23 protein-coding genes and 1 pseudogene are annotated in these 25114 nt (G+C 60.7%); 5 read left to right on the top strand and 19 right to left on the bottom strand.

Annotated features, from left to right (window positions below; all coding sequences use genetic code 11):
• Window positions 1-85 precede the first annotated feature (85 nt).
• The 16 genes and pseudogenes from NHU87_RS03030 to NHU87_RS02955 all read right to left on the bottom strand — a co-directional run bounded on the left by NHU87_RS03030 (window position 86) and on the right by NHU87_RS02955 (window position 16123).
• Entirely contained in the window at window positions 86-1666 is a 1581-nt protein-coding gene (locus NHU87_RS03030) for an aldehyde dehydrogenase (NADP(+)) (RefSeq protein WP_253545492.1), read from the bottom strand.
• A 130-nt stretch (window positions 1667-1796) separates the two neighbouring features.
• Window positions 1797-3191 (bottom strand): fosfomycin efflux MFS transporter AbaF, encoded by a 1395-nt coding sequence (gene abaF, locus NHU87_RS03025; RefSeq protein ID WP_253545490.1) that lies wholly within the window; start codon window positions 3189-3191, stop codon window positions 1797-1799.
• A gap of 71 nt (window positions 3192-3262) precedes the next feature.
• Window positions 3263-4180, bottom strand: a complete 918-nt coding sequence (locus tag NHU87_RS03020; protein ID WP_253545488.1) for a dihydrodipicolinate synthase family protein — start codon at window positions 4178-4180, stop codon at window positions 3263-3265.
• A 115-nt stretch (window positions 4181-4295) separates the two neighbouring features.
• Window positions 4296-5324: a trans-3-hydroxy-L-proline dehydratase gene (locus NHU87_RS03015; protein ID WP_253545486.1), complete on the bottom strand. Its 1029-nt coding sequence runs from the start codon at window positions 5322-5324 to the stop codon at window positions 4296-4298.
• A gap of 136 nt (window positions 5325-5460) precedes the next feature.
• On the bottom strand, window positions 5461-6183 hold the full coding sequence (locus NHU87_RS03010; protein ID WP_253545484.1) for an amino acid ABC transporter ATP-binding protein: 723 nt from the start codon (window positions 6181-6183) through the stop codon (window positions 5461-5463).
• The gene (locus NHU87_RS03005) at window positions 6176-6826 is read right to left on the bottom strand and encodes an amino acid ABC transporter permease (RefSeq protein WP_253545482.1); all 651 of its coding nucleotides are present in this window, start codon (window positions 6824-6826) and stop codon (window positions 6176-6178) included. The genes NHU87_RS03010 and NHU87_RS03005 overlap by 8 nt, the downstream gene beginning before the upstream one ends.
• 10 nt (window positions 6827-6836) lie before the next feature.
• Complete coding sequence (locus tag NHU87_RS03000) at window positions 6837-7502, bottom strand: amino acid ABC transporter permease (RefSeq protein WP_253545480.1); 666 nt, start codon at window positions 7500-7502, stop codon at window positions 6837-6839.
• Window positions 7495-9273, bottom strand: a complete 1779-nt coding sequence (gene lhpI / locus NHU87_RS02995) for a cis-3-hydroxy-L-proline dehydratase (RefSeq protein WP_253545478.1) — start codon at window positions 9271-9273, stop codon at window positions 7495-7497. Before lhpI ends, NHU87_RS03000 begins: the two co-directional genes overlap by 8 nt.
• A gap of 10 nt (window positions 9274-9283) precedes the next feature.
• Window positions 9284-10102, bottom strand: coding sequence for an ABC transporter substrate-binding protein (locus NHU87_RS02990; RefSeq protein WP_253545476.1), 819 nt, complete (start codon window positions 10100-10102; stop codon window positions 9284-9286).
• Between the two features lie 369 nt (window positions 10103-10471).
• Window positions 10472-10579, bottom strand: a pseudogene (locus NHU87_RS02985) (DUF6124 family protein); the annotation flags it as partial.
• Between the two features lie 418 nt (window positions 10580-10997).
• Window positions 10998-11747 (bottom strand): AraC family transcriptional regulator, encoded by a 750-nt coding sequence (locus NHU87_RS02980; protein ID WP_253545474.1) that lies wholly within the window; start codon window positions 11745-11747, stop codon window positions 10998-11000.
• 71 nt (window positions 11748-11818) lie between these two features.
• Window positions 11819-13075, bottom strand: a complete 1257-nt coding sequence (locus NHU87_RS02975; RefSeq protein ID WP_253545472.1) for an NAD(P)/FAD-dependent oxidoreductase — start codon at window positions 13073-13075, stop codon at window positions 11819-11821.
• Window positions 13072-13308, bottom strand: a complete 237-nt coding sequence (locus tag NHU87_RS02970) for a (2Fe-2S)-binding protein (protein WP_253545470.1) — start codon at window positions 13306-13308, stop codon at window positions 13072-13074. The genes NHU87_RS02975 and NHU87_RS02970 overlap by 4 nt, the downstream gene beginning before the upstream one ends.
• Window positions 13301-14416, bottom strand: coding sequence for an NAD(P)/FAD-dependent oxidoreductase (locus NHU87_RS02965; protein ID WP_253545468.1), 1116 nt, complete (start codon window positions 14414-14416; stop codon window positions 13301-13303). Before NHU87_RS02965 ends, NHU87_RS02970 begins: the two co-directional genes overlap by 8 nt.
• Window positions 14413-15345: a 4-hydroxyproline epimerase gene (locus tag NHU87_RS02960; RefSeq protein WP_253545465.1), complete on the bottom strand. Its 933-nt coding sequence runs from the start codon at window positions 15343-15345 to the stop codon at window positions 14413-14415. Before NHU87_RS02960 ends, NHU87_RS02965 begins: the two co-directional genes overlap by 4 nt.
• A 106-nt stretch (window positions 15346-15451) precedes the next feature.
• Window positions 15452-16123, bottom strand: a complete 672-nt coding sequence (locus NHU87_RS02955) for a GntR family transcriptional regulator (protein ID WP_253545463.1) — start codon at window positions 16121-16123, stop codon at window positions 15452-15454.
• A 364-nt stretch (window positions 16124-16487) separates the two neighbouring features.
• Here NHU87_RS02955 and NHU87_RS02950 point away from each other — a divergent pair, with 364 nt between their 5' ends.
• A complete protein-coding gene (locus tag NHU87_RS02950; protein WP_253545461.1) occupies window positions 16488-18164 on the top strand; it encodes an MFS transporter in 1677 nt (558 codons plus the stop codon).
• Between the two features lie 84 nt (window positions 18165-18248).
• Here NHU87_RS02950 and NHU87_RS02945 read toward each other — a convergent pair whose 3' ends face one another.
• The 3 genes from NHU87_RS02945 to NHU87_RS02935 form a co-directional block, all read right to left on the bottom strand.
• On the bottom strand, window positions 18249-18776 hold the full coding sequence (locus NHU87_RS02945) for a cytochrome b/b6 domain-containing protein (protein WP_253545459.1): 528 nt from the start codon (window positions 18774-18776) through the stop codon (window positions 18249-18251).
• 7 nt (window positions 18777-18783) lie between these two features.
• Window positions 18784-19047 (bottom strand): PepSY domain-containing protein, encoded by a 264-nt coding sequence (locus NHU87_RS02940; RefSeq protein ID WP_253545457.1) that lies wholly within the window; start codon window positions 19045-19047, stop codon window positions 18784-18786.
• Window positions 19048-19354: 307 nt separating this feature from the next.
• Window positions 19355-21478 (bottom strand): TonB-dependent receptor, encoded by a 2124-nt coding sequence (locus NHU87_RS02935; protein WP_253545455.1) that lies wholly within the window; start codon window positions 21476-21478, stop codon window positions 19355-19357.
• A gap of 185 nt (window positions 21479-21663) precedes the next feature.
• Here NHU87_RS02935 and NHU87_RS02930 point away from each other — a divergent pair, with 185 nt between their 5' ends.
• From NHU87_RS02930 to arsJ, 4 genes are read left to right on the top strand one after another with little or no spacing between them, the layout of a single operon-like run.
• On the top strand, window positions 21664-22029 hold the full coding sequence (locus NHU87_RS02930) for a metalloregulator ArsR/SmtB family transcription factor (protein WP_253545453.1): 366 nt from the start codon (window positions 21664-21666) through the stop codon (window positions 22027-22029).
• 32 nt (window positions 22030-22061) lie between these two features.
• Window positions 22062-22778, top strand: coding sequence for an arsenical resistance protein ArsH (gene arsH, locus NHU87_RS02925; RefSeq protein ID WP_253545451.1), 717 nt, complete (start codon window positions 22062-22064; stop codon window positions 22776-22778).
• Between the two features lie 11 nt (window positions 22779-22789).
• Entirely contained in the window at window positions 22790-23794 is a 1005-nt protein-coding gene (locus tag NHU87_RS02920; protein ID WP_253545449.1) for an ArsJ-associated glyceraldehyde-3-phosphate dehydrogenase, read from the top strand.
• 9 nt (window positions 23795-23803) lie between these two features.
• On the top strand, window positions 23804-25024 hold the full coding sequence (arsJ, locus tag NHU87_RS02915) for an organoarsenical effux MFS transporter ArsJ (RefSeq protein ID WP_253545447.1): 1221 nt from the start codon (window positions 23804-23806) through the stop codon (window positions 25022-25024).
• Window positions 25025-25114: the final 90 nt, after the last annotated feature.

The raw sequence follows: 25114 nt of genomic DNA, 5'->3' as shown, positions 1-25114 counted from the left end.
GCGAAGGCGTTGTGTCAGGCGACATCAATGCTGAATGTCAGGCCCCATTCGCGGGCAAGCCTCGCTCCTACAGGAGGTCGTGGTGTTAAACCGGTTCGCGGTGGCTGATGCCGTCAACCAGTCGCGCAATGCCCAGCGGGTTGGCGTTTTTAAGGGCGTCGGGCAGCAAGTCGTCCGGGCAGTTCTGGTAGCACACCGGGCGCAGGAAGCGCTCGATGGCCAGGCTGCCGACCGAAGTGCCACGGGCGTCGGAGGTCGCCGGATAGGGTCCGCCATGCACCATGGCATCGCAGACTTCAACACCGGTGGGGTAGCCGTTGAACAGCACCCGGCCGACCTTTTGTTCCAGCAGTACCAGCAGATCGGCGTGGTCCTTCAGGTCCTGTGCTTCGCCAATCAACGTGGCGGTGAGCTGGCCGTGCAAACTGTTCAGCGCTTGTCCCAACTCGGCCTTGTCGGCGACTTCGACGACGATTGTGGTCGGGCCGAACACTTCTTCCTGCAACAGCGGATTACCCTTGAGCAGCAGACTGACGTCGGCCTTGAACAGTTGCGGCCGCGCTTGATTGCCGTGCTGATCCTGGCCCGCCAAGCGAGTTATTCCCGGATGGTCGAGCAACGCCTGCACGCCTTTTTCGTAGCTGCCGAGGGTGCCGGCGTTGAGCATGGTTTGCGCCGGCTGTTCGGCCATCAAGGCACTGAGCCGTGCGGTGAAAGCGCTGAAGTGGGGTGAGCGAATACCGAGCACCAACCCCGGATTGGTACAGAACTGACCGCAACCCTGGACCACCGACGCCATCAGTTCACCGGCGATTTTCTCACCACGCACGAGCAGGGCTTCCGGCAATACCAGCACCGGGTTGATGCTGCTCATTTCGGCGAACACCGGAATCGGTTGTGGCCGTGCGGCGGCCATGTCACAGAGGGCGCGACCGCCCTTTAGCGAGCCAGTGAAACCGACGGCCTGGATCGCCGGATGCTTGACCAGCGCTTCACCGACGCCTGCGCCGTAGATCATGTTGAACACACCTTTGGGCATATCGGTTTGCTCGGCGGCGCGGATGATTGCATCGGCCACGCGTTCGGCGGTCGCCATGTGTCCGCTGTGGGCCTTGAACACCACCGGGCAACCAGCGGCCAGAGCGGCAGCGGTGTCACCGCCGGCAGTGGAAAAGGCCAGCGGGAAATTACTGGCGCCGAATACAGCCACCGGACCGACGCCGATCCGGTATTGGCGCAGGTCGACCCGTGGCAGTGGCAGCCGTTCGGATAAGGCACGATCGATGCGCGCACCATAAAAATCGCCCCGGCGTAGAACCTGAGGGAACAGGCGCATTTGGTTGCTGGTACGACTGCGTTCGCCTTGAATGCGCCCGATCGGCAGCGCGGTTTCGCGGGTGAGCAGAGCGACAAATTCATCATCCAGCGCATCCAGTTGCGTGGCGATCGCTTCAAGAAATTCTGCACGGCGAGTTGCCGGCAGATTGCGGAAAGCCGGGTAGGCTGCCACCGCAGCTTGGGCGGCGGCGTCCACTTCTTCCACGGTGGCTTGCATGAAAGAGAAGGGCAGTGCTTCACCGGTGCTGGCGTCGTGGCTGTGCAGGGTGATGCTCCCGGCGGCGCTGCGGGCGCCGCCGATGTAGTTGTGGCCGATGATCTGGGACATCGAAAAACTCCTGTCAAAAAAGGGGACCTGTAGGAGCGAGGCTTGCCCGCGAAGGCGGTGTGTCAGACGACATCAATGTTGAATGTCCGACCCCCTTCGCGGGCAAGCCTCGCTCCTACAGGTACAAGGCTCAAATCAACGAACCCCGACGCGCCATGGCGGGTTCGGCGCTATCCAGCGCTGCAATCCGCGCAGCAGATTCCGCATCCACCTGATGCAACGACTTGCCACGGGTTTCCCGGGTCAGGCCGACGGCGACGATGGAGATCAACGCGGCGCCCACCAGGTACCAGGCGATGGGTGTCGAGCTTTGATATTTGTTGAGCAGCGTGATGGCGATCAGCGGTGCCAGGGAACCGGCGAAGATCGGCGCCACCTGATAGCACAGTGAAAGTGCGGTATAGCGCACATGGGTCGGGAACATTTCGGCCATCAGCGCCGAGTAGGGCGCATAGGTCATCGACTCGATGCCCAGGCCCAGAATGATCGCCGCCATGATCAGCCAGTTGTTGCCGGTGTCCATCATCGGGAAACCGACAAAGCCCCAGAACGCGGTGAGCACTGCACCGGTCAGGTAGATCGGTTTGCGCCCGACGATATCCGACAAATACCCCATCAACGGAATCAGGAAGAAGTGCACCAAGTGCGCGCCGAACATCAGCAGCAGAATTTCCGAGGTGTCCTTGTGCACCACCAGTTTCAGGTAGGTGATCGAAAAGGTGACCACGGTGTAATAGAGGATGTTCTCGGCAAAGCGTGCGCCGATGCCGACCAGCACAGCGCGCCAGTGATGACGCAGCACTTCGACCACACCCAACTGTTGCTGCTTGGTCTGTGCCTGACGGGCCTGGGCTTCTTTGAAGATCGGCGCGTCATCGACGCTGGTGCGAATCCAGTAGCCGATCAGCACCACCACCGCCGAGAACCAGAACGCCACGCGCCAGCCCCAGGCGAGGAATTGTTCCTCCGACAGGTTCGACGACAACAGCAACAGCGCGACCGTGGCCAGCAGGTTGCCCGCCGGCACCCCAGCTTGCGGCCAACTGGCCCAGAAGCCGCGGCGATTGTCCGGGCAGTGTTCGGACACCAGCAAAATCGCGCCGCCCCATTCACCGCCAAAGGCAAAGCCCTGTATCAGCCGCAGCAACACCAATAACACCGGCGCGGCATAGCCGATCTGGTCGAAGCCAGGCAGGCAGCCCATCAGAAAAGTGGTGATGCCGACCACCACCAGGCTCAGTTGCAGCAGGCGTTTGCGGCCGAACTTGTCACCGTAGTGACCGAACACCAGACCGCCCAATGGACGGGCGAGAAAGCCGACCGCGTACAAGGCGAAGGCGGCGATGATGCCGTCGATGGGGCTGTCGGTCTGGCGGAAGAACAACTGGCCGAAGACCAGTGCGGAGGCGGTGCCGTAGAGAAAGAATTCGTACCACTCGGCAACGGTGCCCGCCATGGCGGCGGCCACTACGCGTTTGAGTCCCGAGGGGGTGGTTGCGCTTTGCGTGTGTAGAAGATTGGACATGCTGGCGTTTCCTGTAGAGGCGCAAAAACAGGCAGCCGGGCCGGGTCCGCAAAGACCCGCCCGGCAATCACTCAGAGACCGACGTCTGGCAACTCCGGACGGTTAGCCAGGGCCTTGGCCATGATCTGCTCGACGAACACCCGATCGGCTTCTGGCAGTGCCAGGCGGGGAGGACGGGTCAGCGCGCTGCCGCGACCGGCGATGGCTTCGCAAAGCTTGATGCACTGCACCAGGTCGGCACGGGCATCCAGATGCAGGATCGGCATCAGCCATTCGTAGATCGGCATGGCTTCGGCGAAGCGACCGGCCTTGGCCAGGCGGAAGATGGTTTCGCCCTCTTTGGGGAACACGTTGGACATGCCCGAGACCCAGCCTTCGGCACCCACCGCGATGCTTTCCAGCACCACGTCGTCCAAACCTGCGAACAGCACGAAACGGTCGCCGACTTCATTGCGCACATCAATGAAGCGGCGGGTATCGCCGGAGGAATCCTTGAAGCACACCACGTTGTCGCAATCGGCCAGGGAAATCAGGATGTCCGGGGTGACGTCGTTTTTATAGATCGGCGGGTTGTTGTAGACCATCAGCGGTACGTCGGCGTTTTTTGCCACGTAGCGGTAGTGCTCGGCGGTCTCGAACGGCTTGGAGCCGTAGACCAGCGCCGGCATCAGCATCACGCCGTCGACGCCGACCCGGCGCACGGCATTGGCGACCTTGGCCGCTGCAACGCTGGTGAACTCGGCCACGCCGCAAATCACTGGCACGCGACCCCGGGAGGCGTCGACCGCGACTTCAGTCACGGCGATTTTTTCTTCGGCGGTCAATGAGGTGTTTTCCCCCACTGAACCGCACACCACCAGGCCCGATACGCCGTCACGGATCACGTTGGAAATCACCTGATGGGTTTTTTCCAGGTTGATGGTGAAGTCATCGTTGAATTGAGTGGTCACCGCGGGGAAGACGCCACTCCAGTTAATGCGCTTGCTCATTGTTGCCTCCGGTTCGTTAATTGTATTTCGTATACGATATTTTAAATGCCAATGACTCGGCTAGTGTTTTTTTCAATTTGTCAGGGGTTTTTGGTAGCCGTTGGTCTGGAGAGTTTCAGGCACCGGGCCACGTATCTGACAGGCGATAGCCCTGTGGCCACGGATCGCTCGGATCTAGCAGCAATTGGTGAGTGCCGGTGATCCAGGCCCGGCCGGAAATGCATGGGAAGATCGCCGGGCGTCCGGCCACTTCGGTCAGGGAATCGATGCGGCAGTGGAATTCGGAACCGATAATCGATCGGCCAATAAAGCGCTCGCCCACCTGCATCAGTCCCTTGGCCTGCAGCACCGCCATGCGCGCCGAGCAGCCAGTGCCGGTGGGCGAGCGGTCGATCTTGCCGGGTTGAATCACCACTGCGTTGGCGCCAGTGGCGATGCCGTTTTCAACGACGATGGGCGCGGCAATCTGGCAGAAAGAAATATGTGACCACTCGGGGTTCAGCGGATGGACGAAGCCCCATTGTTCATTAGCCGCGCGAGTGATTTTCAGCCCGACCGCCACTAGGTCGGCAGCCTCATCAGGGCGAATGGAAAAGCCCAGGCGTTCGGCGTCGGCGATCACAAAACTGTCGCCGCCATACGCAGTGTCGACCTGCAATGAGCCGATGCCTTCGACTTCGATCCAGGCGTCGAGGCGGTCAGCGAAGGAGGGCACGTTCTTGATTTCTACCCGCTCGACCTTGCCATCACGGCAATCGGCCACGGCCTCGATCAGGCCGCCGGGCGCTTCGAGCACCAGTCGGGTTTGCGGCTCGGTCATCGGCAGAATGCCGCTGTCCAGCAGCACCGTGGCGACGCACAGCGAATTGGAACCGGACATCGGTGGCGTGTCTGCCGGTTCCATGATGATCCAGGCCATTTGTGCTCGAGGATCCTTGGCCGGCACCAGCAGATTGACGTGGCGGAACACGCCGCCGCGAGGTTCGTTGAGCACGAAGTTGCGCAGTGTCTGATCCTTGGCGATCCAGCGCGATTGCTCCCACACGGTGGCGCCCGGCGGTGGTGCGACGCCGCCGACGATCACATCGCCGACTTCGCCTTCGGCGTGGCAGCTGACTACATGAATCACTTTTGATGAACGCATTGCCTGCTCCTTGTTTCGTCTGTGCGGTCCTCTTCGCGGGCAAGCCTCGCTCCTACAGGGTTGGTGGGTGTACACAAAATCGGTGACCGCCACGGATAAATGTAGGAGCGAGGCTTGCCCGCGAAGGGGCCATCCGTTATTTCACCGATTTCAGAAACGCCGCCGTTTCCGCATGCACCGGATTACCAATCACCTGATCCGGCGAGCCGATCTCGTGCACCAGGCCATTGCGAAAGAACGCCACGCGGTCGGAGACATCGCGGGCAAAGCGGATTTCGTGGGTCACCAGCACCATGGTCATGCCGTCTTCGGCAAGCATGCGCATGGTGTCCAGCACCTCGCCGACCAATTGCGGATCGAGGGCCGACGTGGCTTCGTCGAACAGCATGTAGTCCGGCGACATGGCCAGGGCACGAGCGATGGCCATGCGTTGCTGCTGGCCTCCGGACAATTTGCCGGGGAAGGTCTTGAGCTTGTCGGCAAGGCCCACGTGGGTCAGTTGCTGCACCGCCAGTTCCTCGGCTTCGACCTTGCTTTTACCCAAGACTTTGCGTGGCGCCAGCATCACGTTTTCCAGCACCGTCAGGTGCGGGAAGGCATTCCATTGCTGGAACACGATGCCGATTTTCTGCCGCAGGCGATTGAGGTCGGTGGTGCTGTCGTGGACCTCGACGCCATCGACGCGGATGCTGCCTTTCTGGATCGGCTCCAGGCCGTTGATGCACATCAGCAGGGTCGATTTTCCGGAGCCCGAGCCGCCGATGATCGACACCACCTCGCCCTTGTTCACCGTCAGATTGACGCCTTTGACCACTTCGAGGTTGCCGAAGGATTTATGTACGTTGTCGATCTCAATCATTTTCCTGCCACCTTCTTTCCAGACGAGCGCCCAGGCGTGCGACCACCAGGCTCATGACGTAGTAAATAAGGCCCGCGATGCACAGCACCAGCAACGGTTCCTGGATGCGGGTGACGATGGTTTGCGAGGCGCGCAGCAGTTCGACGATGCCGATCCACATCACCAGCGCGGTGTCTTTCATCACGCCGAGCACCAGGTTCAGCCAGCCCGGAAAAGCCACCCGGGTGGCTATCGGCAGGACGATCCAGCGCAGGTCCTGGAGGAAGCTTAGCCCCAGTGAACGACTGGCCCGGCGCACGGTGAACGGCACCGACAGCACACCCGCGCGCACGATCTCGGTGAAGTACGCGGCGGCGTAAACCCCCAGCACAATGCAGCCGACGCTGAAGGCGCTGATGTTCAAGCCGACGATGCTTTTGAGCGAGTTGAACAGCACGAACTGAATCAGCAACGGCACGCTGCGAAACACGTCCAGCACCCAGGCCAGGGGCAAACTGGCCCGCGGCAACAAGGCCCGCAGCAGGCCGAAGAGCAGACCGGCCAGGGAGCCGAGGATGATCGACCAGAAGGTCAGTTGCAGCGTGACCCAGGCGCCATTGAGCAGGAACAACAGGTCATTGGAGGAAAACCCGGTATTAAACATGGACGACTCCTCAGTAACGGAACAACCGCCAGGCCATCAGCCGGGCTGCCGCGACGATCGCCTTGGCAATCAGGTAATACAGCACCGCTGCGATGGCGAAGTACTCGAAGGTGCGGAACGTTTTGACGTTGTAGTCCTGGGTCACGCCGGTCAGGTCATTGTTCAGCCCGACGATCACCCCCAGCGACGTCATCAGCACCGCCCAGACCATTTGATTGGTCAGCGGGTAGAAGACGATCCGCAGCAACTGCGGGACGATGATCATGCGGTAGGCCTGAAAGGCACTCATGCCCAGCGAACGTGCAGCGCGCACTTGTGTGTCCGGTACAGCCTTGAGGCCACCGCGAAAGTTCTCCGCCAGATACCCGGCATTGTTGAAGGTGATCCCGGCCAGCAGGGCAAGCCATGAACTGACGTGCATGCCCAGAGAGCCGAGGCCGAAGTAGAGGATGTAGATCTGGAACAGCGACGGGGTGTTGCGCGCGATCGATACCCAGCCGTTGCCGATGCCGCGCAGCAGCAGGTTTTTGCTTTCGCGCATCACGGTCAGGGCCAGGGCGATCAGCACACCGAAGATCATCGACAGCGCCGCGGTCTCGAAGGTGACCAGGGCACCGGCAAGCATGTCCGGCAGGGCGCGCAGCGCTGAGCGCCATTGGAAACTGTAGTCAAACATGCGCAGGGCTCTCCAGTAGGGCAGCAGGTTGTAACCACGGCGGCAGGCGCCCGCTGGCGGTGGCATTGCAGGCGGCATCGACGCATTCGGCGAGGCTGGCGAAATGCACTTTGCGGCCCACCAGGCCGGGTGCGTAATGGGCGTACTTGCCGGAGTTGGTCATCAAGGTTTTTGCAGCCGGCGGGATCACCGGTTCGCCGAGCATGCACCAGCAGGTATCGGTGACCAGGGTGGCGCCGAAAGCTTCGATCACGGCGATATGCCCGGCTTCACGAGCCTGCTCCAGCACGGCACGGCCGCAGGTAATGGCGACGACCACGTCAGGGTGTTTGTGCCGACCGAGGCACAACCGCGCGAGGTTGGCGAATTCGCTGAGGGAGAAATGCGGGTTGCCCAGCGAGACCACATCCACCCGGTTGTCGCGGGCACTGTTGAGTTCGCGCCAGCTGACCAATAGATCGCTCAGGCGGATTTTTTCCACGGGTATGGGTACATTCGTTTCCAGCACTTGTGTTGCGTCGAGTGCTTCCGGAGTGACTCCGGCGATATGGAACAAGGGCGCGGCGGACGTGGTGGCAAATGCCGCGCCGAAAGCCTTGAGGTCGTCCAGGCTCGGCTGGCGGTTTTGCAACCCGCGCACCAGTGGAATCCGGCTGCCCGCCAGCGCGCCGATGTGGTAACCGAGCAGCGGGTAGAAGGCGTCGTCCAGTTCACCCAATGCGGGCAACTCGATCTGCAGTCGAGCCTTGCGTTGCGCGTCCAGATGGCAGCCGATCAACGGGGCGCGGCCAGTCAGCGCGATGCAGATGTCCAGGTAGTCCGGGTACTTCAAGGTGCGTGCGCCGAGCACGCTGTTGGCGTAAACCACCGCGTTGGATTCGGCCCAGACGATCTGCTCGCCAGCCTTCGGCGCGCTGTCGAGCAGGTAGGGCGCGCAGGTGAAGCTCAGCTGTGCACCCATTGCCATATACGCATCGCCCAAGGCACTGGCCGGTTCGCCGAGGGCCGGGTCGATGCCCAACTCGCGCCAGCGGCGCTGGTCCACGGAAATCGAATTGAGGGTGGTGGGCACCCGCACTGTTGCTCCCCATTGCACCAACTGTTGGGCAAAACGCAGGCTCGCAGGTCCGGTGTAGATGCAGCCGTCAATGTGCGCCTGGGTGACATCCACCAAATGGCGAGCACCTTGCAGTTCGGCCATGCGCAGGGCGATCTGCATGGCCACTTGCGCAGCCTTGCCATGCTGGCCGTCGAGCAATGCTTGGTCGTGTTCAGTGAGGTCGATTGCGGTGGCGATATCGGTGCTCGGCAAAGGGCTGTCGAGTGCCTGCCAGATATCGCCCGGCAGGTGCTCGAACAGGCTTAGCGTTGTGTCCTCGACCCGAGCGAAGGCCTTGCCGCGCAGAGCGGCGAAGGCCTCCCGGCCGATGCACAGCACCGGCAGGGAACGCTCGAAAATGGTCTGCGCCACGAGCACGCCCAGGGTCAGGATCTCATCGGGCTCGGCCAGCACCAGTGCGGCCGGTGCGTGACCGTTGCTGATCAGTTCCATCAATACGCTGCTGCCGGTGCACGAGCCGCGACCGCTGGGAATCGCCAACACGCGGCCGGCCAGGTATTCGCCGCTGAGCGGGTGGTGACGGTCAATGATCTCGCCGCTATACGGATCGACCCCGCCCCAGAAACTCAAGCCCACATCGGCGAACAGCAGGGCGCCTTGAGCGGCGCCCGCGACCAGGCTGCGACCGGTCAGAGAAATTGACCCAGGCATGCCGGACATCTCAGTAGTAGACCTTTGGCACGGTCAGGTCGGTGGGTGAAATCTCGGTGCCGACCCATTTGGTGAACAGCTCGTTGTAACGGCCTGTTCGCACTTGCTGGTTCACGAACAAGTCGAGATACCGGAGCAGGCCGTACTCGTTGCGCTTGGCACCGAGGGAGACGTAGTCGATCACGTACGGCGCGTTACCGGCGACTTTCAGGTTTTTGTATTTTCCGGATTTGAGAGTGGCAGCGGCCACGGTATTGGTGACCACGGTGGCGTCGATATGGCCCTGGGCGACCGCCAGCAGGGTATCGTTCTGCGACTGATAGGCGCGGAAACTGCCGGAGCCCCAGTTCTTCACGTCTTTTTCCAGGGCAATGGCCTCATAGGTGCCGCTGGTGTTGCCGACGGGTTTGCCCTTGATGTCGTCGAAGCTGTTGATGCCAGTGTTGTCGCGGGTCAGCACCACCATCTGGAAGGCAAAGTAGGGCACCGTGAGGCCGACGGTCTTGGCCCGTTCCAGGGTGTCGGAAGTGGAGGCGACGATCACGTCGGCCCGCCCGGAGACCAGCGCCGGAATGCGGTCCGGGAACGGCGTCTCGACCACTTCGGCCTCGACCCCGAGGATTTTCGCCAGGTCATGGCAATAGTCCACGTCGAAACCGGCCGGGTTGTTACCGGCATCGCGAAAACCCATGGGCGGGAAGTCCAGGGTCACGGCGCAGCGCAGCTTGCCCGAACCGATGATGTCGTCGAGCTTGTCGGCCTGGGCGGTGGCAATAAAGGAGGTACTGAGAACAGCGCTGAGGGCTACGGTAAATGCGGGGTTTTTCATAGAGGCCTCGTTGATGTGAAGTGCTGTTGGATATCGTATTGGGGATTTCGTATACGATATTAACAATAGCAATCAACGTGCCTGTTTCAAGGCAAAAGGGCGAATTAATTGTCAGGCGTTGAGGTAGAGGTGTTTAGTGGCGCAACTGGAGGGGGAGTAACGGCGTGAAGGCTTGGGCCCGCAATGGCGGGTGTTACAGATGGGAGCAATGATTGTGCGGGGCGCCCCTTTTAGGAACATCGGCGCGCTGCTGATCGTTCCCACGCGCAGCAAAGGAATGCCTCAACGGACGCTCTGCGTTCGGCTCTGAAGGGACGCGGAGCGTCCCGGGCTGCATTCCCACGCAGAGCGTGGGAACGATCATCCGCGCTAGCCTTGTGGGTCGAGGTTATCCAGCACCCGATTCACCGCCAACTCACCGAGCATCACCACCTGCTGAATTCCCAGCATCATGTTGCGATGTGGCATGTCCATCGAAGGTGGCAGCTGTACGCGGGTTGACCGACCGGACATCAAGGACTCCGGCACACCCGAAGGTGTCCCACGCACAGCCACCGCGACACGATATTTCAGACAATGCCTGAATTAGGTCTTGGACGCTGGCGCGCCTTGATTGATTCGGACGGTCAAATCCGATCGCTGATTCGTCAGCGACCCGGAAACGATAGAGCCCGGCCTCAAGGCGCACAAGCCGGCGGATTCTGGCGTAGTCGTAGGCAACGGCGCAAGGATGTGTAGCCTGGGTGAGTGTCTGGAAGTGTCGATTAAACATCGCCTGTTGATCGTTCCCACGCTCTGCGTGGGAATGCCTCAACGGACGCTCTGCGTTCGGCTTTAGAGGGTGGGACGCGGAGCGTCCCAGGCTGCATTCCCACGCGGAGCGTGGGAACGATCTTTAGCGCTGAGTATCGCGAAACTGACTCGGCGAAAGACTGGTCAACGCACGAAACTGTCGGCTGAAGGCACTGTGGTCGGTGTAACCGCAGCGCAGGGCGATATCGGTGATCGGCAGGTCGGTGTGCAGTAACAACCGCGAACCTTCTTCCAGGCGCGCCTTGTGAATCATCTGCCGTGGGGTGAGCTGGAATACTCGTTTGCAGTGACGCTCCAGTTGCGCCACGGAATAGCCGGCGATGGCGGTCAGTTCGGCGAGGCTGATGGCGCGGGCGAAGTGGCTGCGGATGTGCGCATCCACGGCGGCGAGTTTCTGGAATGCGGGGTGGTTAGATTGGGGGGATTGCAAGTCGCGGGAGATTCCGGCCAGGCCAACGATCTGACCCTGTTCATCTTGCAAGGCGATTTTGTGGGTCAGGCACCAGATCGGCTGGTTGCCGTAATACAGGTGCAGTTCCAGTTGGTCAGCCAGTTCGCGGCCGCTGGACAGTACCCGCCTGTCCTGTTCGGTGTACAGCGGGCCGAAGCGTTCCGGGAAGACCATTTCGGCGGTGAGCCCCAGCAGTTCCTCGCGATGTTTGAAACCGCAACGCCGGGCCAGGGTCTGGTTGACGAAGGCGTAGCGGGCTTCGCGGTCCTTGATGAAAAACACCACGTCCGCCAGGGTATCGAGCAGCGGCGCAATCGGCTGCAGACTGTTCAGCAGCGTTGGCAGATCGCAGGGTTTGAAGGTGCTGAGCGAGGGATACATGGCGCTGGGGTCTGATGGCGACCCCGGGATCATAGAGGCTCGGCAGCGAGGCCGAAACCCCCGCGGGGGAATCAGTTCGGCGGGGTGTCGTCCAGGCACATCAAGGTCTCGATTCGCGCCGGGCTGAAGGGCGGGCGGGGCGCCGAAGGTTGCCAGCCGAACAGGTGCTGCACCGCACCGCCACACACCCGTCCCTGACAGGCACCCATGCCGCAGCGACTGGCCAGCTTGGCTTCGCGCCAGTCAGCGTGCCCGGCCAATGCAGCGTAAGGCACGTCTTCGCAGCGGCAGACGAGGGTATCGGGCTGAGCCAAGGATTTGAGTTTCGCCTCGAGGGCAAACGCGCTGTCCAGTGCCTTGGCAAATCCCTGCCAGCGTGCCCGGCGTGGCCACAATTGGCGGGCCGCTTCAAAGTTACCGACCGCCGCGTGGCCAGCAATTGCACCTTCGACCAACGCCAGTTCACTGCCACCAAACCCGGTGCATTCGCCTGCCGCATAATGATCGGCGCGGCTGCTGGCCTGCCAGGCATCCACCGCCAACGCCTGATCTTCGATGGCATAACCCAGTGCCTGGCCCAATTGAATGTTCGGAATCAAGCCGAAACCACAGGCCAGTCGATCACATTCCAGTTCGACGGTTTTCCCTTGCTGTTGCAAACGCACGCCTTCCAGTCGGTCAGTGCCGAGGGCGGCCAGCACATGAGTCGCGGTGCGGTAATGGCGGTCGAACAAGCTGAACGATTGCAACCATTTGCCAGGCCAGCGTGGCAGTTGCGCAGCGAAACCGGCGACGGCGATGCGGGAGGCTTGCTCGGCGATGCGTTGTACCTGCGCGCCATGTTTTTTCGCGGTGGCGGCAGTCGCCAGTAATAGCGGGCCGCTGCCGGCGATCACCACGCGCTCGCCCTGCACCGGCACACCCGACTTGATCAGCGCCTGCAAGCCACCGGCCCCGGTCACGCCAGGCAATGTCCAGCCGGGGAAGGGCAGCAGCAGTTCGCGGGCGCCGGTGCACAGAATCAGCTTGTCGTAACTGATCAACCAGCCGTCCTCATCATCTTCGACCAACAGTTGTTTCGGACCGGGATTGGCGATCAGCCGGGTGCCGGCGTGATGGCGGATGTTGCTGCAAGCCTGCAAATGCTCGCGCAGGCGACGGGCCTGATCGGGCACATTGGCTTGGGGGCCGTCACGCCAGATTTGTCCGCCCGGCAGCGGATTGTCATCGAGCATGACGATGCGTGCGCCGCTGGGTGCAGCGGCAAGAGCGGCGGCCATGCCAGCGGGGCCGGCACCGATGATCAGCAGATCGGCGTATTCGTTCATGGGTGTGTCTCCACCTGCATGCCGTTTCGGCACAGGGTCTGGCAGGCGAGGCGTCGCCGGCCGTCGATGGTCACCCGGCATTCCTGGCAGATGCCCATGCCGCATAGCGGCGCACGACGCTGACCACTGACCGACGTGCGCGTGCAGCCGTCGCTGCCCAGCGCCAAGGCAGCGGCGACGCTGGTGCCCTCGGCCACCTTCAAGGCACGGCCGTCCAGCAGCAAATCAGGCATAGGCAGGTTCTCCGAGGAAACGCTGGGGCAGATAGGGTTGCGCGGCCAATGGCGGGGTTTCGTTGAACAGTTGCGCCACCAGCAAATCGGCGGTGCCGGGGGCGGTGGTCACGCCCAATCCTTCGTGACCGACGGCCAGCCACAAGCCTTCGCGTTGTGGATGCTGGCCCACCAGCGGCAGGCCATCGGGGCTGGCGGCGCGAAAGCCGGTCCAGGCGCGGATGCCGTTGAGTCGGGCCAGCCCGGGCATGTACTCGGCGGCGCGCTTGAGCATTTTCGCCAGCATCCAGCCTTCGACTTGCGGGTCGTTGGTGCCGAATTGGCGCGAGGCACCGATGAACAATTGCCCGGTGGGGCGCGGCTGAATATTGCAGGCGGTCGACGGCCCCGTGGCGTTGTGAGCGCTGGTGACGTAACCCAGTTCGACCAGGGTGTGGGTGATGGTGCGGGGGTAGCGATCGGTAATCAGCAGGTGACCTTTTTTCGGCTCGATGGGCAACTCAGGGCACAGTTCGTTGGCCTGAATACCGTTGGCCAACACCACCGCTTCGGCACTCAACCAGTGACCGTCATCGAGGCAGACGCGGTTGCCATCGACCGCGCTGACCCGCGCCCGGCGTTGACGAATATTCGGGGTGTCGAGCATCCAGCTGGCCGTCGCCGGCGCATAAAGAATGCCGTCGCCATTGATCAACAAACCGCCTTCCAGCCCCTCGCGCAGTTCCGGTTCACGCTGGCGCAAAGCACTGGCACTGATCAATTCGCACGCCACGCCCTGGGCTTGCAGGTTCAGGTATTTGCCATCGGCGACCGCCATTTCCTCGGCGTTGGCCGCCAGCCACAGCGTGCCGTTGTTGCGGTAAGCGCAGCCGTCGGGCAGGTCCGGCGCCAGTTCGCGCCAGCGTTGCAGGGAGTATTGACTCAGGGCCAGCTCGGCCGGGTTGTCGTCGAGCACCAGCAAGTGGCCCATGCCCGCCGCCGTCGCACCGTGGAGGCCGGCGTCCAGCACCAGCACCTGCAAGCCGCGATGGGCCAGCGCCTGGGCACAGGCGGCGCCGATGATGCCGGCGCCGATCACGATCACATCGGCCACAAGGCCCTCGTTCATGGACGAATGCCCCAGGCGAACGGGTCATCCTGTTCGATGATCAAACTGGCTTCGGAACTGATGAACGCGCGCCCACGAATGGTCGGCACGACGCGCTCGCACTGCCATTCGTAAGAGCCTTCGAACTCGCTGCCGATGACACTGGCCTGGCGCCAGATCTGCCCCGGTTGCAACTTGTCGTCCGCTGCCAGGCACGCCAGTTTGGCGCTGGTGCCGGTGCCGCACGGTGAGCGGTCATAGGCCTTGCCGGGGCAGAGGACAAAGTTGCGGCTGTCGGCGTGATCGTCATCGCTGAACAGCTCGACATGGTCGATCAGCCCGCCGTCTTCGCCACGAATACCCTGGGCCTCCAACGCCTGCTGCACGGCGTAGGTATAAGCGGTCAGCGCGTCGAGGTTGTCGCGGGCCACCCGTAGGCCATGCTCGGCGATCAGGAAAAACCAGTTGCCGCCCCAGGCGATATCGCCGACCACCTGGCCGACCTCTGGCACCTGCAACACCAACGCCTTGCGGTAACGGTAGGCGGGCACATTGCGCACGCTCACCGAATGATCTTCGTGCAGGGTCGCCTGCACCGTGCCCACCGGCGTCTCGATGCAGTGCACGCCGGGGCTGATCTTGCCCAGATGCGCCAACGACGCCACCAGGCCGATGGTGCCGTGGCCGCACATGCCCAGGTAACCGGTGTTGTTGAAGAAAATCACCCCGGCACAAGCGCTCGGGTCTACAGGCGTGCAGAGCAAGGCACCCACCAGTACGTCGCTGCCACGGGGTTCCAGCACACAAGCGGCGCGCCATTGATCGTGATGTTCGGCGAGCAGCTTACGACGTTCGGCCATGCTGCCGGTGCCCAGGTCAGGAAAGCCGGCGGTCACCAGACGGGTCGGTTCGCCGCCGGTGTGGGAGTCGATCACGGTGATGCGATTCATGGGAGGGCCACGTCCGTTCAGATGAGTGAACGAAAGAGTGGCCTGCGCGGCGGGGTGTCGGCTTGATGGATTTATCCTGTGCCGATGACGAAATCAGCACAGCATCCTAGTGCGCGTGAGGCAGATGCTCGAACAGGGTTTTGCAGACCCCGGCAATGTGCTCATCCAGCAGTTTCACCGCCAGGTCCACATCTCCGGCACGGCAGGCTTTGATGATCTCGCGGTGCTCGTGATCGGCCCGTTCCTTGCCGGCCGACAGGCTCATCTGCATGCGCAGGTAGCGCTCCAGCTTATCGTTGACCGAACGAATCAGGCTGACCAGAAACGGCCGTTGCGCCGGCTCGTAAAGGCAGGCGTGCAACTCCCAATTGAGCTCGGCCCAGCGGCCCACGTCGTCCTCGCCGATGAATTCCTGACAGATACGCTCGGCACGGGCGAAGGTTTCTTCGGTCATGTTGGGAATGGCCAGGCGCAGTATTTTGTCCTCCAGTAACATCCGCACTTCGAACATCTGCGCCAGTTCTGCATCGGAAACCCGCGTGACCATCGCCCCGCGATTGCGCTGGAACATCACCAGCCCTTCGGCCTCCAGCCGCTTGAGGGCCTCGCGCACCGGGATCTTGCTGACGTTGAACTGGCGGGCAATGTCGTCCTGGCGAATCGGCTCATCTTCGGCGAAATGCCCGGCGACAATCGCGTCCCGCAAATGGCGGGTGATGATTTCCGAGGTCGAAGGGGTATTGCCAAGGTCGGGAGCGTTGAGTTTGGTCAGGTTCACGGCAGCGGTCGTTTGGAGTGAGATGGCGATAGGGTATACGAAATTCTTTCGCTGCGAAGTTCCAGGCGATGGCCGCCCGAAGAATAGGCAGCAGCGGGGCGCTACCCAGACGCTTCGCATGAGTTCTCACCGGCCTGAATTGTCATTGGACAGCGCGTCGGCCCGTGTTTGAACGGGATGCCCCGAGTGGATATCTGCGCGAAGCCGATTATGCTTCAAGAAACCTTGCAGCGATGCGAGGCCGTCAGCCTGTTTCCATGCTTCGCGCAATCCGTAATCCGATGACATCAGCCATAGGGCCTGGGTGCGGTAAAAAGAAAGTGAGGTACTCCGGCCTATAACAAGAGCAAGACGGAGAAGACTCATGGCCGCAATCGACAATACATCCACGGGCAGCGCGCCCCACCACGGGATCACCAAGGAGGAGCGCAAGGTCATTTTCGCCTCGTCCCTGGGCACCGTGTTCGAGTGGTACGACTTCTACCTTTATGGCTCCCTCGCCGCGATCATAGCGAAGCACTTCTTCGCCGGCGTCAATGAGACAACGTCCTTCATCTTCGCGCTGCTCGCGTTCGCCGCCGGCTTCGCTGTACGTCCATTCGGCGCCATTGTGTTCGGCCGACTGGGCGACATGATCGGGCGCAAACACACGTTCCTCATCACCATTGTCATCATGGGTATCTCCACCGCCATAGTGGGCTTTCTACCCGGCTATGCGACCATCGGCGTGGCGGCACCGATCATTCTGATCACCCTGCGCCTGTTGCAAGGTCTGGCCCTGGGCGGTGAGTATGGCGGAGCGGCGACCTACGTGGCCGAACATGCGCCGAAGGGCAAGCGCGGCTACTTCACCTCATGGATCCAGACCACCGCGACCCTCGGCCTGTTCCTTTCGTTGCTGGTGATCCTCGCCTGCCGCACCATCCTCGGCACCGAAGCCTTCGAGGCCTGGGGCTGGCGGATTCCCTTCCTGCTGTCGATCCTGTTGCTGATCATCTCGGTGTACATCCGCTTGCAACTCAGCGAGTCACCGGTGTTCTTGAAGATGAAGGAAGAAGGCAAGTCCTCCAAGGCGCCGCTGACCGAATCCTTCGCCCGCTGGGACAATCTCAAGATAGTGATCATGGCCCTGCTCGGCGGTACAGCCGGCCAGGCGGTAGTCTGGTACACCGGGCAGTTCTACGCACTGTTTTTCCTGTTGCAGACGCTGAAGATTGATCCGCAGACCGCCAACTTCCTGATTGCCGGCTCGCTGCTGATCGGCACGCCGTTCTTCATCGTATTCGGCAGCCTGTCCGATCGCATTGGCCGCAAAGGGATCATCATGGCCGGCTGCATCCTCGCGGCGCTGACCTACTTCCCGATCTTCCAGGCGTTGACCCAATACGGTAACCCCGACGTGTTCGCCGCGCAGGAGAAAAACCCGGTCACGGTGATCGCCGATCCGAGTAAATGCTCGTTCCAGTTCGACCCGGTGGGCAAAGCCAAATTCACCAGCTCCTGCGACCTCGCCAAGACCGTGTTGGCGAAGAGGGCCATTCCCTATGAGAACGAGAAGGCCGAGCCTGGCGCCGTCGCGCAGGTTCGCATAGGCGACAAGGTGATCCCGAGCTTCGAGGGCACCGGCATGCCGGCCGCCGACTTCAAGGTCCGCAACGATGCCTTCGTCGCTACTCTGGGCACCGCCCTCAAGGACGCCGGTTACCCCGAGAAGGCCGACCCGGCGAAGACCAACTATCCGATGGTGTTGTTGCTTCTGACCATCCTGGTGATCTACGTCACCATGGTCTACGGCCCGATCGCCGCCTGGCTGGTGGAACTCTTCCCGGCGCGCATCCGCTATACCTCGATGTCGCTGCCGTATCACATCGGCAATGGCTGGTTCGGCGGCTTTCTGCCCACGGTGGCATTCGCGATGGTCGCGGCCACGGGGGATATCTATTACGGGTTGTGGTACCCCATCGTCATCGCCGTGATGACAGCCATTCTTGGCACGTTCTTCCTGCCGGAAACCAAGGATCGGGAAATTCATCACACATAGGATCGGCACTCGCCCTTTCCCGCGAGGGGGAGGGCAATGTGCGGTATCAGAAACCTTCGCGCCGGGGAGAGTACTTGAACTCTTCTAGCGCTTACGACGATGGCCCGTGATCATCGACAGCGGCAGGTTCTCACGCAAGCGAACGCTCTCCACCAGCGCCGCGACGATATGCACGCAAACCAATGCGAGCAGGGCATCGGCCATAAACTCGTGGACATCCCGTAGCCAGTCTTCGCCCCAGAAATAGTCCACTTCTTCCATCAAAAAACCGCTGATACCCAGGCCGGTCATCAACAGCAGCATGAGGACCATCACCAGTGCGCCGATGGGCGAGTGCCCCATGCGGTGATAGCCCTTGCCGGAAAACAGCGCCCGGCCATGCTGAACGACGCGCGTCGGGGTTGGCCAAAAGTCTGACCAACGCGCCGATGGCGGGCCGATGAACCCCCACACCACACGCACCAGCACGACAGCCACGGCGTAATAGCCGAGCCAGCGATGCCAGCCGTCGCCTTCCTCATTGAGGAAGTAGTCGCTGATGAAGACAACCACCAGGGACCAATGACACACGCGTACGAGAGGGTCCCAGAGGCGCAGGGTTTCAGCTTTCACAGGGGCCTTATTCGATCTCTTCTTTCACGACCTTGCCACTGACCGGGTCGAAGTAGATTTCGACTTTGCGCTTGTCTTTGTCAAAGCCATAGATCTCGTAGCAATTGCCGCCAGTGACTTTGAACTTCTTGATGTCGTAGCCCTTGGCCTTGAGATCTTCCTGAAACTTGGCCTGGTCCTGCCATTGAGCCTTGTCGGTGGTGGTGCATTCAGGGCCGGCGAAGGCCAAGGGGGAGGCGGCAAGAAGGGAGAGCAACAGAAGTTTACGCATGGGTTTTCCTCGAAATATTGTTGTTGTCTGACAACGCGAGAGATTCTCAATCACTCTCGCGCGCTGAAGATTAGTTGAGCTTTTGATCGTTGTCACGATGTTGCGGGCTGCAATACACGCCCTGGAATGCAGGGCGTCTGTTGCCAATCGGTTAAGACGCAAAACCTGTGGGAGCGAGCTTGCTCGCGATAGCGGTTGATCATTCAATATTAATGTCGACTGGTCCGCCGCAATCGCGAGCAAGCTCGCTCCCACATGGATTGCGCTTAACTGACCGGCATTGCGGCATTTGATTTCAGATTTCCACTCAGAACCGGTAGTTGGTGCTCAACTCCAGCGTCCGTGGTGCTCCGGGGGTGATCAGGTCCACCGAGCCATGGGCCGAGGCGTAATAGTCCTTGTCGAAGACGTTGCGCAAGCGCAGCGCCATGTCCCATTTCGGCAAGTTATAGAGCAACGCCGCGTCCACGGTGGTGTAAGCGGGCATGACCACCTGGTTATCCAGGGCGGTGTAACGGTCATCGACATAGTTCGCCCCCATGCCCACGCGCCAGGTGTTGGTGAGCGAGCGCACCAGCCACAGGTTGGCACTGTGACGCGGGGTCAGGGTGGGTGTCTGGCCTTCGTTGGCGACGCCATTGGTTCGGCTGTTGGACTTGATGATCTCGGCGTCCAGATAGGCATAGCCGGCATAGACCTGCCACTTGTCACTCAACTGCCCGCTGGCGGTCAGTTCAAGACCGTCGGTGCGCTGCTCGCCCGACAGGACCAGTTTGGTCGGGTTCGCCGGATCGGTAGTTTTCATGTTGGTGCGTTCCAGACGGAACAGCGCCGCCGTCAACGCCAGGCGGTTGTCGAACAGGTCCCACTTGCCGCCGATCTCGAAGTTGGTGGTTTGCTCCGGCTCGAGGTCCTGGTTGGTGGTACTCAGAGCGAAGACTTCGGAGGAGGGTTGATAAGAGCGACTCACCGAAATGTAGTAGGACTGAACCTGATCAGGCTGATAGACCAGGCCTGCGCGTGGGCTCCAGGTGTTGTCGGTTCGGGATAGGGTGGCACGCGTCAGGTCATCCGAATATTCCTGGTCGAACACGTCATAGCGCACACCCAGCAAAGCTTTCCAATGCGGGGTCAGTTCAATCAGATCCTGGACGTAGAAACCGGCCGTGTCCTGGGTAGTGGTGCCCTTGGCGGTTTGTCGGTTGGCCTGGAACGGCACGTCGACCAAGCCATCGCGGTACACCGGGACCCGCGCTACGTTGTTCTGGCTGAAGACGGATTGATCCTTGACCTGACGCCCCAGTTCCACGCCATAGAGCAGGTTGTGGTTCATCCCGGCCAGCGTGGCTTGTTGCTTCAGTTCGGTCTGGTTGAACCAGCCGTCTTCCTTGCGCTGCACGTTGCCGCGATTGAGTTTGACCAGCAATTCGCCATTGGGCGCGGTGACGAAACGTGTCGGGCTGGAGTCGGCGAGTGTGTTGTTGCGATCCAGGTCGTAGTGGTAGTAACGGCTGGTGTTGCTCAGGGTGAAGTCGTCGTTGATGCGGTAGTCGACGCCGGCCGTGAACGAGAATACTTCGCTGCGGGTGTAATCGTCATCCGGGTCGGCGGAACCGAAACGCTTGTCCCGATCGACATCGACCGGGCGATCGCCCCGCGCGGGAATGCCGAAGTCGATCAGGCGTTTGTCGTAGAGGTACGTCGCCCCCAGGTTCAGCTCAAGATCATCGGAGAGCTTGAAGTAGGCCGAAGGCGCAATGGCCTTGCGATCGATGTAGCCGTCATCGCGGAAGGTGTCGCTGTTCTCCAGTGCACCGGTCACCCGGAATGCCTTGTCGTTTTGCTGCTGATCGGTCCAGCCGGCGTCGAACTGCGTGCGCTTTTTACCCTCGCTGTCGAAGCTTACACCCACTTCCTGCTTGGGAGTGAAGTTAGGTTTCTTGCTGATGCTGTTGATCAGGCCACCGGATGAGCCACGGCCATAGAGCACCGCTGCCGGCCCCTTGATCACTTCCACGCGCTCGACGTTGGACAGATCGCGGAAGTACAGCGCGTCGTCACGCACACCGTCGACGTACATGTCGCCGATGGCACTGAAGCCGCGAATGGTGACTTGGTCGCGCTGGCCATCGCCATTGGAAAGACCGATGCCGGGGACGTTCTTCAACACGTCCTCCATCGACTGTGCGCCCTGATCCTTGATCACGCTCTGGGGGATCACATTCACCGTTTGCGGGATATCCCGCAGCGGGGCGTCGATCTTCAGCGCACTGCGGCTGTCAGTCGGCTTGTAGCTCTGCTCGCTGTAATCACTGGTCACAGCGGTTGCAGGCAGGGCCAATGTCGATTGGGTTTCTGCTTGCAAATCAGGTACTGCAAAAAGCCCCAGCAGTGAGAGAGAGGCGGGGTAAATGCGCGGTAAAGCCACCATGAGCTCCTTTTTATTAATTATTGCGCTAATGATAACGATTACCTTTTGTAAGTAAATAAATATCATTCACATGCGGAGTCGACACATTTGCCGTTGACCCGTACATGCGGAAAACCGTATATTCGAATAAACGCATATGCCGGTATTCACCTTTGATACGTGAACATTCAACGCAGAGAAACCCGATGGCTGACCAACTGACGCCGACCACTGTTTTCAAATGCCTGGCTGACGACAACCGCGTCCGCATGATGCTGCTCATCGCCCGTGAGGGAGAGCTGTGTGTGTGCGAGTTGACCTGTGCGTTGAATGAGAGCCAGCCCAAAGTCTCCAGGCACTTGGCGCAGTTGCGTACGTGCGGTTTGCTCTCGGACCGTCGGCAGGGTCAATGGGTTTATTACCGACTGCATCCGGATCTGCCGGGCTGGGTGCATCAGGTGCTGACCGTGGTGCTCGAAGCCAACGGGCACTGGTTGAGCCCGGATGCCAAACGCCTTGAAGACATGGGTGACCGTCCCGAACGGGCAGCGGCCTGCTGTCCGGTTCGATGATTCCAGGAACGTTCTTGCGCAGGACAATGACCATGCACGATGACCACATGCCCCAACTCGATACCGAACTGGTTGATTTCCCGTCGACCGACAAACTCGGCATCGACAAAACCTCCAGTCACAAGCCACGCATTTTGCTGCTGTACGGATCGACCCGTGAGCGTTCCTTCAGTCGCTTACTGGTCGAGGAGGCCGCCCGATTGCTACAGCATTTCGGCGCCGAGACGCGGGTTTTCAATCCGTCTGGTTTGCCGCTGCCTGACGATGCCGGCGACGATCACCCACGAGTGCAGGAACTGCGCGAATTGATGATGTGGTCGGAAGGGCAGGTCTGGTGTTCACCCGAGCGTCACGGTTCGATGAGCGCGGTCTTCAAGGCGCAGATCGACTGGGTGCCGCTCGCGATGGGCGCCGTACGCCCGACTCAGGGCAAGACCCTCGCCGTCATGCAGGTGTGCGGTGGCTCGCAGTCGTTCAACGTCGTCAATCAGCTGCGGGTGCTGGGGCGCTGGATGCGCATGTTCACCATTCCCAACCAATCCTCCGTGCCGAAGGCTTATATGGAATTCGACGATAACGGCCGGATGAAACCTTCGCCGTTCTACGACCGTGTCGTGGATGTGATGGAAGAACTGGTGAAATTCACGCTGCTGTTGCGCGACCGTCAGGACTATCTGGTCGATCGATATTCCGAGCGCAAGGAATCGGCGCAAGAGCTCATGAAACGTGTCAATCAGCGCTCCATTTGAAGGGGGAAAACATGACTATCAAAGTGGGCATCAATGGTTTTGGCCGCATCGGTCGCCTCGCTCTGCGCGCAGCCTGGAGCTGGCCAGAATTCGAGTTCGTGCAGATCAACGATCCGGCAGGCGACGCGGCGACCCATGCGCACCTGCTGAACTTCGACTCGGTGCATGGCCGTTGGAATGAGCAGGCCGACTCCGAAGGCGACAGCATTGTCATCGACGGCAAACGAATCAAGGTAACGGCCAACAAGGCAATTGCCGACACCGATTGGTCGGGCTGCGATCTGGTGATTGAAGCCAGCGGCAAAATGAAGACCGTCGCGGTGCTTCAGGCTTACCTCGACCAAGGTGTGAAGCGCGTGGTGGTCAGCGCTCCGGTGAAGGAAAAGGGCGCGCTGAACATCGTCATGGGCGTCAATCATCAGCTGTTCAATCCGACGGAACATCGCATCGTCACCGCCGCGTCATGCACCACCAATTGCCTCGCGCCAGTGGTCAAAGTGATTCATGAAAAGCTGGGCATTCGCCACGGTTCGATCACCACCATCCACGACCTGACCAACACTCAAAGCATCCTTGATCAACCGCACAAGGATCTGCGCCGTGCCCGTGCGTCGGGTATGAGTCTGATCCCGACCAGCACCGGTTCGGCCACCGCGATTGCCGAAATCTTCCCGGAACTGCGCGGGCGTCTGAATGGCCACGCCGTGCGCGTACCGTTGGCCAACGCTTCGCTGACCGACTGTGTCTTTGAAGTCGAACGCGTCACCACTGTCGAAGAAGTGAATCAGTTCCTCAAGGACGCCTCCGAGAACGAACTGAAAGACATCCTCGGTTTCGAGGAGCGTCCACTGGTGTCCATCGACTACCGCACCGATCCGCGCTCATCGATCATCGATGCGCTGTCGACCATGGTCATCAACGGCACCCAGGTCAAACTCTATGCCTGGTACGACAATGAATGGGGTTACGCAAACCGCACCGTCGAACTGGCCAGAATGGTCGGCCTGGCCGTTTAAGGAGCGGTGATGAAAGCGTTGTCAGCCCTTGCTCCTCAAGTGCGGCAATACCTGCTCGTAACGGGCAATTACTGGGCCTTCACCCTCACCGATGGTGCTTTGCGCATGTTGGTGGTGCTGCACTTTCACGCGTTGGGCTACAGCCCGCTGCAAATCGCGGCGTTGTTTTTGTTCTACGAACTCTTTGGCGTGATCACTAACCTGGTGGGCGGTTATCTCGGCGCCCGACTGGGCCTGAACCGGACCATGAACATCGGGCTGGGGATACAGGTTGCGGCGCTGCTGATGCTGACGGTGCCCGTGGCCTGGCTGACGATTCCTTGGGTGATGAGCGCGCAGGCGTTGTCGGGGATTGCCAAAGACCTGAACAAGATGAGCGCCAAAAGCTCGATCAAGCTGTTAGTGCCCGACGGGCAGCAGGGCACGCTGTATCAATGGATAGCCATCCTCACCGGCTCGAAGAATGCACTCAAGGGTGTCGGTTTCTTTCTCGGCGGGGCATTGCTCGCCCTGATTGGGTTTAAAGGAGCATTGCTGGCCATGGCGGGTGTGCTGGCGCTGATCTGGGTCAGCAGCTTGATTCTGTTGAAAAAGGATCTGGGCAAGGCGAAAGCCAAGCCCAGATTTCGCGACATTCTGTCCAAAAGCCGGGCGATCAACATTCTGTCAGCGGCCCGAATGTTTCTGTTCGGCGCCCGCGATGTCTGGTTCGTCGTGGCGTTGCCGGTGTACTTGAGCAGCGTTTTTGGCTGGGACTTCTGGAAGGTGGGTGGATTCCTCGCGACCTGGGTGATCGGCTACGGCATCGTGCAATCGTTCGCGCCGCGCATCACCGGCAAGCAACGGGGGCATGTTCCTGATGGCCGCGCTGCCTTTCTGTGGGCGCTTGCCCTGGCAGGCCTGCCCGCGGCAATCGCTCTTGGCCTGAACACCGGGTTATCGCAACAAGGGGTGCTGTTAGGCGGCTTGATGGTCTTTGGTGCGCTGTTCGCGGTGAATTCCTCGCTGCACAGCTACTTGATCGTGTCCTATGCCAAGGAAGACGGCGTGTCACTGGACGTGGGTTTTTACTACATGTCCAACGCCATGGGACGGCTAATCGGCACCGTGCTCTCGGGCTGGGTTTATCAGGCTTTCGGGCTGGGGGCGTGTTTATGGATCTCCAGCGCATTTGTTATTTTCGCGGCATTGATTTCTGTGGGGTTACCGAGGCATGCCGAAGTGAGTTAAATTGCGCTTTCGGCGGCTGTTTCACTGGCTTTACTCGAAGTGTGTAACTTTCATTACTATTTTTCTTACTTGTGGTTTGCCATTTTTCAG

This window comes from Pseudomonas mandelii (genome assembly GCF_024138395.1).
GTDB classification, from domain to species: Bacteria; Pseudomonadota; Gammaproteobacteria; order Pseudomonadales; family Pseudomonadaceae; genus Aquipseudomonas; species Aquipseudomonas mandelii_E.
Note: the sequence above shows the minus strand (reverse complement) of the source record. Positions and strands in the feature narration are given on the sequence as shown.